The sequence below is a fragment of the Mycobacterium sp. genome (assembly GCF_052144515.1).
GTDB lineage: Bacteria > Actinomycetota > Actinomycetes > Mycobacteriales > Mycobacteriaceae > Mycobacterium.
Window position 1 is genome coordinate 1 of sequence record NZ_JBKQQD010000463.1, and the last position, 9,079, is coordinate 9,079.

6 protein-coding genes, 1 tRNA gene and 2 pseudogenes are annotated in these 9,079 nt (G+C 64.4%); 6 read left to right on the forward strand and 3 right to left on the reverse strand.

The window, feature by feature from the left end; all coding sequences use genetic code 11:
• Positions 1-127 precede the first annotated feature (127 nt).
• Both ACLP9N_RS31150 and ACLP9N_RS31155 read left to right on the forward strand, forming a co-directional pair.
• Positions 128-1,241: pseudogene (locus ACLP9N_RS31150) on the forward strand (MFS transporter); the annotation flags it as partial.
• A gap of 43 nt (positions 1,242-1,284) precedes the next feature.
• A tRNA-Ala gene (locus tag ACLP9N_RS31155) sits at positions 1,285-1,357 on the forward strand.
• Between the two features lie 17 nt (positions 1,358-1,374).
• Here the strand turns inward: ACLP9N_RS31155 and ACLP9N_RS31160 are convergent.
• The 3 genes from ACLP9N_RS31160 to ACLP9N_RS31170 all read right to left on the reverse strand — a co-directional run bounded on the left by ACLP9N_RS31160 (position 1,375) and on the right by ACLP9N_RS31170 (position 3,245).
• Positions 1,375-2,694, reverse strand: a complete 1,320-nt coding sequence (locus tag ACLP9N_RS31160; protein WP_442410995.1) for a tyrosine-type recombinase/integrase — start codon at positions 2,692-2,694, stop codon at positions 1,375-1,377.
• Positions 2,694-2,882 carry an excisionase family DNA-binding protein gene (locus ACLP9N_RS31165; RefSeq protein ID WP_442410996.1) on the reverse strand — a complete coding sequence of 63 codons (189 nt, stop codon included), beginning with the start codon at positions 2,880-2,882 and terminating at the stop codon, positions 2,694-2,696. Before ACLP9N_RS31165 ends, ACLP9N_RS31160 begins: the two co-directional genes overlap by 1 nt.
• Positions 2,883-2,987: 105 nt before the next feature.
• Complete coding sequence (locus ACLP9N_RS31170) at positions 2,988-3,245, reverse strand: helix-turn-helix domain-containing protein (protein ID WP_442410997.1); 258 nt, start codon at positions 3,243-3,245, stop codon at positions 2,988-2,990.
• 128 nt (positions 3,246-3,373) lie between these two features.
• Between ACLP9N_RS31170 and ACLP9N_RS31175 the strand changes: the two genes are divergently transcribed.
• The 4 genes and pseudogenes from ACLP9N_RS31175 to ACLP9N_RS31190 all read left to right on the forward strand — a co-directional run bounded on the left by ACLP9N_RS31175 (position 3,374) and on the right by ACLP9N_RS31190 (position 8,228).
• Positions 3,374-3,655: a type II toxin-antitoxin system RelE/ParE family toxin gene (locus ACLP9N_RS31175; protein ID WP_442410998.1), complete on the forward strand. Its 282-nt coding sequence runs from the start codon at positions 3,374-3,376 to the stop codon at positions 3,653-3,655.
• A gap of 14 nt (positions 3,656-3,669) precedes the next feature.
• Positions 3,670-3,957: a HigA family addiction module antitoxin gene (locus ACLP9N_RS31180; protein WP_442410999.1), complete on the forward strand. Its 288-nt coding sequence runs from the start codon at positions 3,670-3,672 to the stop codon at positions 3,955-3,957.
• A gap of 322 nt (positions 3,958-4,279) precedes the next feature.
• Positions 4,280-7,131 (forward strand): annotated as a pseudogene (mobF, locus tag ACLP9N_RS31185) (MobF family relaxase).
• Between the two features lie 302 nt (positions 7,132-7,433).
• Entirely contained in the window at positions 7,434-8,228 is a 795-nt protein-coding gene (locus ACLP9N_RS31190; protein WP_442411000.1) for a hypothetical protein, read from the forward strand.
• The last annotated feature ends 851 nt before the right edge of the window (positions 8,229-9,079 follow it).

Here is a 9,079-nt window from a genome sequence, read left to right on the forward strand (position 1 = left end):
CTACCCACAGTCCGCGCTGCACTCGAACGCGAAACCGCCGAACCTGTCGTGCACAATGACCAGGTGAGCGCAGCCTGATGCTCACCGGACCGCCACCGAAGTTCCACGGAACTCGGGACAACCTCGCATCGAGGCGGTGACGTTCTTAGTCACCGTCTTTTCGTTGAGTCGGCTGTGTTTTGCGCCGGTCAGCGGCCTGCTGGTGCAGCGGTTGGGTGAGCGGCGGATCTACATTGGTGGTTTGCTGGTGGTGGCATTGTCCACCATGGCGTGCGCGTTCTCCCAAACATACTGGCAACTGCTGGTTTTCCGTGCCCTGAGCGGCATAGGGTCGACGCTGTTTTATGTCTCGGCGTTGGGACTGATGATCCATATCAGCCCGGTCGACGCGCGCGGGCGAGTTGCGGGCATATTCACCACTTCGTTCATGGTGGGCGGGGGTCTGCGGGCCGGCGATCGGCGGGCTAACGGCGGGGTGGGGGTTGACTGCCCCGTTCGTCGTTTACGGCGTCGGGATGCTGGGTGTGGGAGTGGTGCTGTTCTACAGCTTGCGGGATTCGGAGCTGGCCGCGCCCGCGCCCCCGACACGCACGACGGTGACGATGCGAGAGGCGCTGCGGTTTCGCGCATATCGGTCGGCGCTGCTATCCAATTTTGCGACTGGCTGGTCGGCATTCGGGCTTCGCGTCGCGCTGGTCCCACTGTTCATTTCCGACGTCATGGGCCGGAGCGTCGGGATCATCGGTCTCGTGCTTGCGATGTTTGCTGCCGGTAATGCTTTGCCGTCATCCCCAGTGGCTACTCGTCTGACCGCATGGGACGGCGCACCTTGTTGATCGTCGGCCTGACCGCGTCCGGTGCGGCGACCGTCTGGCTGGGCGCCCTGTCGTCGTTGCCGGCGTTTCTGGCCGTGGCGTGTGTGGTCGGTGCGACGACGGGCATCTACATGTCGCCGATGCAGGCCGCAGTTGCCGACATCCTCGGCAGTGAGGCGCGCGCGGGCATGCCGGTGGCGATGGTGCAGATGATGGCCGATCTGGGTGCCATCGTCGGATCCATGACGCTCGGTTGGGTCGCCGAGCAGATGGGCTACGGCTGGGGCTTCGCCATCAGCGGGATAGTTCTGCTGATCGCCGCCGTCGGCTGGGTGGTGGCCCCGGAAACGCGGCCGGCGCTCGATCGGGTATCTGATGCCTTGCCGTCTCAGGCCGACGTTGAGCTGGCCTGAGCAGCAACTTTGAAGGAAAGTTGGCAGTGGTGTAGCTTCGATGAGCACAACTTCTTGGGGCTATGGCGCAGCTGGTAGCGCACCACACTGGCAGTGTGGGGGTCAGGGGTTCGAGTCCCCTTAGCTCCACAAGGCGAAATACGGTTTCAGGGCCCCAATTTTCGAGCGTTTGACGACAACGGTGACGACAACCGTGACTTCTTTGACGACAACCGGCCCGACGATTCGTCGTCAACGTGTTCGAACAGGGCGCCCATCGAGTCCAAGGCATCACGCTGCACCGCCTCGATCACTTCGACGTAGGTTCCCGTAGTCACCGTGATCGAACTGTGTCGCAAAATCCGCTGCACGGTCGCGGGCGGTACACCCATCGTGAACAGCAGGGTGGCGCACGAGTGGCGAAGATCGTGCACACGCAGCTGCGGAATCTCTGCCCGAGCGCACAGGCTGTGGAACGTGCGGTTGATGTTGCGTGGTTCGAGGAAGCCGCCGCTTGCCGTGATGAAGACGAGCCCGGTGTCGCGCCACTGAGCGCCGGCCGTGAAGCGCTCTTCAAGCTGTCTAGTGCGGTGCCCGCGCAGAATGTTCACCAGCGGGGCCGGGACGGGCAGCACGGCGACCGACGCCTCCGTTTTGACCTGCTCGAGTTGAAGCTCGCCGTCGACCCGGTGTAGCGCCTGGCGGATCGTTAGTCGGGCGTTTTCGAGGTCGACATCGGACCAGGCAAGACCCAGCGCTTCGCCACGACGCAGTCCCATCGCCAGGGCCACCGCCCAGAGCGCGTATAGCCTGTGTTGTTCGGCGGCTTTGAGAAAGCGCAGCGCCTCGGCGCGGGTGAAGCTGCGGACTTTTCGGTCATCGGTGACCCGTAGCTGAACCAGCCGGGCGACGTTGCGGCTGAGAAGTTCCTCATCGACGGCGTCTTGCAGCGCTGCACGCAGGACTCTGAGGACGTGGCGGATGGAGCTCGACGACAACACGTCCCGGCAGCACTCCGGCTCCTCCTTCGCGCAGCACCTCGGCGTTTTTCGGTTCGTGTCTTTGCCTTGAGCGCAACACTGGCACCGCGTCCGCAGTTGGTTCAGCCAAAGCCGAATCTCGGAGGCCTGTAAGGTTTTCAGCTTCCGCTTGCCGATACCGGGGATGATGTGCAGACGCACGTCCCCCTCGTAGGTAGCGTACGTCGTCCGCCGGATGCCGGGTTCGGCGATGTGTTCCAGCCAATACGCCATGTAATCCGCCACAGTCAATGTCGTCGTGGCGATCGGGATGCCGCGGCGTTGCTTGTCGCGAAGATCGTTCAACTCGTCAAGCGCTTCGCGCTCGCTGCTTGCGTATACGGTGATCCGCTTGCGCCGCCCGTCCGGTGTGTCTACGAAGAACTTTGTTTCCCAGCGGCCGTCAGGGCGGTGGTAGACGCCGCCTTCCCCGTTGGCGTTTTTCTTGGTTTGCTTTCGGCGCGCCATCACGCAGCGCCATCGATGAGGCCGGCGACATAGTCGTCGAATGACTTCCGGACGATCCGCCGGCATCGCCCAATCTGGACAGACCTGACCTTCTGGTCCCAGATCAGCCGGTAGATCATCCGTCGGCTCACGGCAAGTCGGCTGGCTGCAGCCTGCACCGTGATGAATTCTCCATCGTCGGTCAACATGAGCACCTCCAGCAATTCGCGACTGGACGGATGACGGCTCGCCGCGACCCGCGACTGGCGCGACGTGCCAGCTCGGCGCTCATCGTCGGCGCCAGCCGGCGACGCTCAGCCATTGGCTTGCGGTGTAAGGGCGGCCCCGGTGTGCGCCACGATGAAGCGATCAATCTCCGCCGAGTTGACCCGGCGCGAGGCCCCGATCTGGACCCACGCAAGCTCGCCGGCATCGAAGAGCCGATAGATCGACGAGCGTGAGATACGCAGCGCGGCAGCAGCTTCGGAAACGGTGAGAAGCCAGCTGCCGTTGATAGGCCTGCCGCTGAATGAGCTATGCTCAGCTGGGTTCGGGGAGTGTGTGTGAGTCATACGATCCCCTCGTGATGAGTCCTATTTTACTACTGTAATTCGCCCGGCGGCTACTCCGTGCACAATCTTCGGCCCTCCCTGAGCCATAACGCTTGCCGTTAATAACGCCTAGCGTTACTATTGGACGAGTGATCCGCTCGTTCCGGGACAAGGAGACCGAGGCGATCTGGCAGCGCCGCTACCTCAAGAAACTCAGTCCGGAACTGAGCAGGCTCGCATACAACAAGCTCGTTCTCATCAACGCCGCCGAGAGCATCAACGACCTACGGGTGCCCCCTGGCAACCGACTGGAGAAGCTGACCGGCAGCCGCGCCGGCCAATACAGCATCCGCGTCAACGACCAGTGGCGCATCTGCTTCACCTGGAGTGCCGGCGGCGCCGGCAACGTCGAGCTCGTCGACTATCACTAGAAAGGACAAACGCAATGGCCGACTTCGCACCCACCCACCCCGGTGAGATCCTCAAGGCCGAATTCCTCGACCCGCTGGGCATCTCGCAGTACCGGATCGCCAAAACGATCGACGTGCCGCCCCGCCGTATCAACGAGATCGTGCACGGCAAGCGCGCGATCACTGCTGACACCGCACTGCGGCTTTCGCGCGCACTAGGGCTGAGCGACATGTTCTTCATCAACATGCAGGCTCACTACGACGCCGAAATCGCCCGTGAACACCTCGCATCGGAGCTGGCCACCATCAAACGCATCGCCTGAATCCCATACGAAATCGGCTGCGGCGCTGCAGTGGCCGACCGCGCCACTCTGCGCCTGCCTGCCGCCAGCAAGCAAACCCACCACGTTCAAAGCTTTCTCATCGATACCTGTCTCTATCCATCCCTTCACATTCCTACGTGTATCATCTGAAACCACAGTCCCACATGGACTCTCACCATCTCCTCCTCGGCTAACCTGCCCAGAGTTTCTGCACGGCACATTGGCACAAGGGTGCAATACTGGGTTTCGGGCGCGCTGATCGCGCCCGAAAAGCAAGCCGCCACAGGCGGTCTCGTTCCGCCGGAGCGTGAGGTGGTACTCAGTGTTGACGATCTCGCGGTTGTCGCGGTGGAGCATCAACTATTACAACGACACTGCCAGTCACGCGAAACAGGCTGCGATGGACCGTCCGCGGGCCAACGGCGGGCTGGGGGAGTATTACACCGAAGGTGACACTCGGGTGCCCACCTGGCTGGTCGTCGGCGATGCGGCCGCGGTCGGGGAGCGCACCGGGCTGGACGGGGCCGCTCTAGCGGGTGGGTTTGCCGACACCGAGACCGCGGCACGTTGGCTCGACGAGGGGATCGCCTCCAACGGGGTCAGCGGGCGGGCCTTCACCCAGGGCAGCGTGCACGGTTTTGACCTGACCCTCGCCGCCCCGAAAAGCGTGTCGCTGCTGCGGGCACTGACCGATGATGTCGGCGAAAAAGCCATCCAGGCCGCCCACACGCGGGCGATCAGTGCGGCCATGACCTACCTGCATCACCACGCTGGGTACACCCGGGTGCACAACCCGCTCACCGGAACCAAGGATCTGCAACGGCTGCCGGGCCTGGTGGCGATCGCCTACCAACACGAAACGTCCCGATGCGGCGACCCGCATTTGCACACCCACATGATTGTGCCCAACCGGCAGGTCCGCGCCGACGGCGCACTGGTGTCGTTGGACTCGACGTCGCTGTATCACGAGGCCAAGGCCGCCGGGGTCATTTATCAAGCCGCCCTGCGGAATGAGCTGCATGCCGAGCTCGGGTTGGAGTGGAGCCCGGTCGGTGAGCACACCGGCATGGCCGAAATTGCCGGCGTGGACAAGGATTGCCTCAAGGCGTGGTCGCAGCGCTCCACCCGGCTACGGGAATGGGCCCGCGACAATCTGGTGGTGGTCGACGGGGAACCGACCGCCGCGCAGTTGGCCGCCGCGCAGAAAGCCACCCGTCCGGCCAAGCCGGAGTCACTGGCCTGGGAGACGCTCAAGGAGCAGTGGCGCGCCGATGCGCGCGGTCTGCAGCTCGACCGCGCAGCGCATTTTGAGGCGCGCAGTGCGCGGCGCGCATCGGTGGTGCGCAGCCGCTCGGGGGCGCGCACCGCGCTGGACCGGGTGCGGCTGGCGCGCATGGCCGCGCGCATCGACAAGGCCGCGTTCACCCGCGCCGACATGGTCGAGCTGGTCGGCGCGCAACTGCCCGTCGATGCGCCCGGCGACCCGCGCGCGCTCATTGAAGAGATCGTCGAGGTGGTCGGCGTGCGCGTTACCGCAACCAGGGTGGCGCATCACCGCGAAGGACATGACAAGTTCACCGTGGACGCGGTGATCGCCGAGGAGGAGCGCGTCTTTGACATGGTCGACGCGGCCGCCGGCCATGCGCGGTTGTGGGTGCGCGGTGAGGACGTGCATGACTTGTCTGCTGATCAGGCGCGCGCCGTCGGCAACATCGCGGCCTCACCGTTTTTGGTGCAACCGCTGCAGGCGCCCGCGGGTGCGGGGAAAACGCACTTACTGAGCGCGCTGCGCGCCGCCGCGCACCACACACACAAACAGGTCCTTGTCCTGGCGCCGACCGGCAGGGCGGTCGATGAGGCCATCCACGGGGGCGCCGGGGATCGCGGCCTGACCCTGGCTAAGGCCCTGCAGCTGCACGGCGCTGGCGAGCTCACCCTGGATCGGGGCAGCGTGGTCGTGGTCGATGAGGCCTCCATGGTCGGCACACCACAGCTGCACACGCTGCTGGCAAGCCACCACCGCGGCCAACGTGAAAACCGTGCTGGTCGGCGACCCCTACCAACTCGAACCGGTCAAAGCCCGGGGCGGCATGTTCGAGCAACTCTGCACTGAGCTGCCCTGGGCGCAGCGGCTCTCCGAGGTGTGGGCGGCTGCGCGACCCCGCCGAACGGGCCGCCTCGTTGGCGCTGCGCGACGGGCACGGCAACCGGCTGCGCAAAGCCGTCGGCTGGTATCGCACCCATGGCCGTCTGCACACCGGTGATCAGATCGCGATGGCCGCCGACGCCCAGGACGCCTACCTCGCGGACCGGGCCGCCGGCAACGACTCGCTGCTGATCTGCGACACCTGGGAGCTCGCTGACGCGCTCAACCACCGCCTCCATGACGCCTTGACCGTCGAGGGCCCCGCCGTGCACGCAGACCGCGACCAAGAAATCCGGCGGGGCCACATCATCATCAGCCGTCGCAACGACGCCACCGTTGATGTGCGGCCCAGCCCCGGCCACCAGCGCGGTGAGCACTTAAGTCAGGTCCGTAACGGAAACCGCTGGCGCGTCGCGGGGCTGGATGCCGCCACCGGGCGCATCGCCGCCGAACGCCTCACCGACAAGGCCCGCGCCGTCTTCGACAACGACTACGTGCGCCACCACATCACCCTGGGTTATGCCGCCACCGTGCACTCCGCCCAAGGTGTCACCGCCGACACCACCCATGCCGTGATCAGCGAATCCGCCAGCCGCGCAGTGGCATACGTCGCCATGTCCCGCGGCCGCGAACACAACCACGTCTACATCTACACCCGCCAGGCCGGCGAAGCCGACCACGAGCACCGCCATCTGCTCGACGACGGTGAGGTCCACCAGATGCGCCGCGGCAACAAATACACTGCCGCCCACCACTTCCGGATGATCCTGGCCAACGACGAGCGCCCGCGCACCCTGCACGCCCACGCCGAACGCACCCCACACCACCAGCTGCCCCCGGTCGTGGCAGAACTGTTGGAACGCAACGAACAACGCCGCACACATCGGCGAGAAACCTGGCGCCAACACACCGTCAGCGAGCACCGCCGTCAAGCCGCCTACCAACGCCTCACCCAAACCCGCGGCACCGAACAAAGCCACCAACGCGGCCGCAGCCGCGGCGACGACGGTTACGGGCTGGAACTCTGAGCGGCTATGCCGGTAGCCAGAGACCTTCTTTGGTAACCCTTTTGGCCAGGGCCTCGATCGCTTGGCCAGAACCCGGTCCGCTCAGCGGACCACGCTCTTGCCTCAACGACCCTGATCGACGCGTAATGGATCGTGCCGGGGGCCCGGCTACTGCAGGATCCATCTCGATTGTTTCACTTGGCCAGGTCCTACATTTGCTGGCGTCAATATGTCAGCCCGTCGGAGGACCACCTCGCAGAGCAGAGCATTTGGTGGGGAACCCGTCGGCGGCAAATTCTAGAGACAGGGTAAAGAAAATGAGTATGCCAACGTTCAGTGCGGTCGACGTACGTACGGTGTTCGTTCTGGGTGGGGACGGCAAGCTGTGGCTGGAGTTCGGCAACCCGTTCGGCAATGTCCCACCCAGCCGTCAGCTCGCCGCCAGCAACGCGACCGCTTGCGCGGCAGTCGACGCGACAACGGTCTACGTTCTGAGCGGAGACGGCAATCTGTGGCTTGAACGCGACCTATTCACCCGCGGCACCTCCCCGACCCGCGAACACGTCGATGGCAACGTGATCGCTTGCGCGGCAAGAGACCCGAATAGGGTCTATATCATCGACACCGATCGCAATCTGTGGCTTGAACAGGGCCCGTTCGGCAGCGGCTCCCCGACCCGCGAACACGTCGACGGCAACGTGATCGCCTGTTCGGAGGTGGACGCGAACACGGTCTACGTTGTCGGCAGTGACGGCAATCTGTGGCTTGAACACGGCCCGTTCGGCAGCGTCCCCCCGGCAAGGCAACTCGTGGACGGCAACGCCATCTCTTGCGCAGCAGTGGACGCGAACACGGTCTATGTGCTGGGCAGTGACCACAATCTGTGGCTTGAACACCCCCCGTTCGGCCGCGTGCCGCCGACCCGCCAACACGTCGACGGCAACGTGATCGCGTGTTCGGCGGTGGACGCGAACACGGTCTATGTGCTGGGCAGTGACCACAATCTGTGGCTTGAACACGCCCCGTTCGGCCGCGTGCCGCCGACCCGCCAGCACGTCGACGGCAACGTCCAAGACGTCACTCCGACGCCTACGACTCAGCCACAATCCATCGATTGAGCGATGCGCAGACTGACTAAGCAGAGATGGCCTGCTCGCCCGCGCCAATTGCGCTGTCTATCAACATAGTTGCGCGCGTCCCCAACCGCGCGATACCGAAGCCGTCGGCGACTTCAGAGGCGACCACGGTCTACAGGCGCAAATCAAGCATGTCCCCGAGCCCGAGAACGGATTCGGCGCGAAGGCGAACGAACTGAGCGCCCCAGGCCCGTCGGGCGCCCGGGAGCGACATCACCGCACCGCCCGGGCTCGGCCAGGGCCGGTGGCGCCGCACGCCAGCGCCGGGAAGCACGTTGGCGTGCTTGGGGACAACGGTCGGGCCGGTTGGGGCGGTCCGCTCACCGGACCGGGCCCTTGCCCCCACTACACCGACCGACGTGCACTTGTCCTTGCGAGGAGACGTGCAGCCAAGGCGGAGACAGAAATCCTGATACATGGTGCCGGGCACATTGCCGAGGAAGGTGCTGTGTTTCGGAGGTGACGACGCATGAGGTGTAAAGCGAAATGGCGGGTTGAAATAGACAATTTTGGTGGAGCTAAGGGGACTCGAACCACTTGCGAAATAGCAGGAAATAGCCATCTAGCTGTGGAAACACAATATCGTAAGTCAGTTTGGTGACAATCCGCGACAACTCGCGACCAGCGGAAACCCGCCCCGCCTTTGGCAATGACAAACTGTCAAACGCGAGGAGTACCGCAGTGAAGAGCATCTAGAGAGGGAGTCCCGAGGTTGTCCCGAGTTCCGTGGAACTTCGGTGGCGGTCCGGTGAGCATCAGGCTGCGCTCACCTGGTCATTGTGCACGACAGGTTCGGCGGTTTCGCGTTCGAGTGCAGCGCGGACTGTGGGTAG

Excerpts from the sequence above, each read along its gene's own strand:
- ACLP9N_RS31165 (WP_442410996.1), bottom strand. The coding sequence starts at position 2,882 with ATGTTGACCGACGATGGAGAATTCATCACGGTGCAGGCTGCAGCCAGC.
- ACLP9N_RS31170 (WP_442410997.1), bottom strand. The coding sequence starts at position 3,245 with ATGACTCACACACACTCCCCGAACCCAGCTGAGCATAGCTCATTCAGC.
- ACLP9N_RS31190 (WP_442411000.1), top strand. The coding sequence starts at position 7,434 with ATGCCAACGTTCAGTGCGGTCGACGTACGTACGGTGTTCGTTCTGGGT.
- ACLP9N_RS31180 (WP_442410999.1), top strand. The coding sequence starts at position 3,670 with ATGGCCGACTTCGCACCCACCCACCCCGGTGAGATCCTCAAGGCCGAA.
- ACLP9N_RS31160 (WP_442410995.1), bottom strand. The coding sequence starts at position 2,694 with ATGGCGCGCCGAAAGCAAACCAAGAAAAACGCCAACGGGGAAGGCGGC.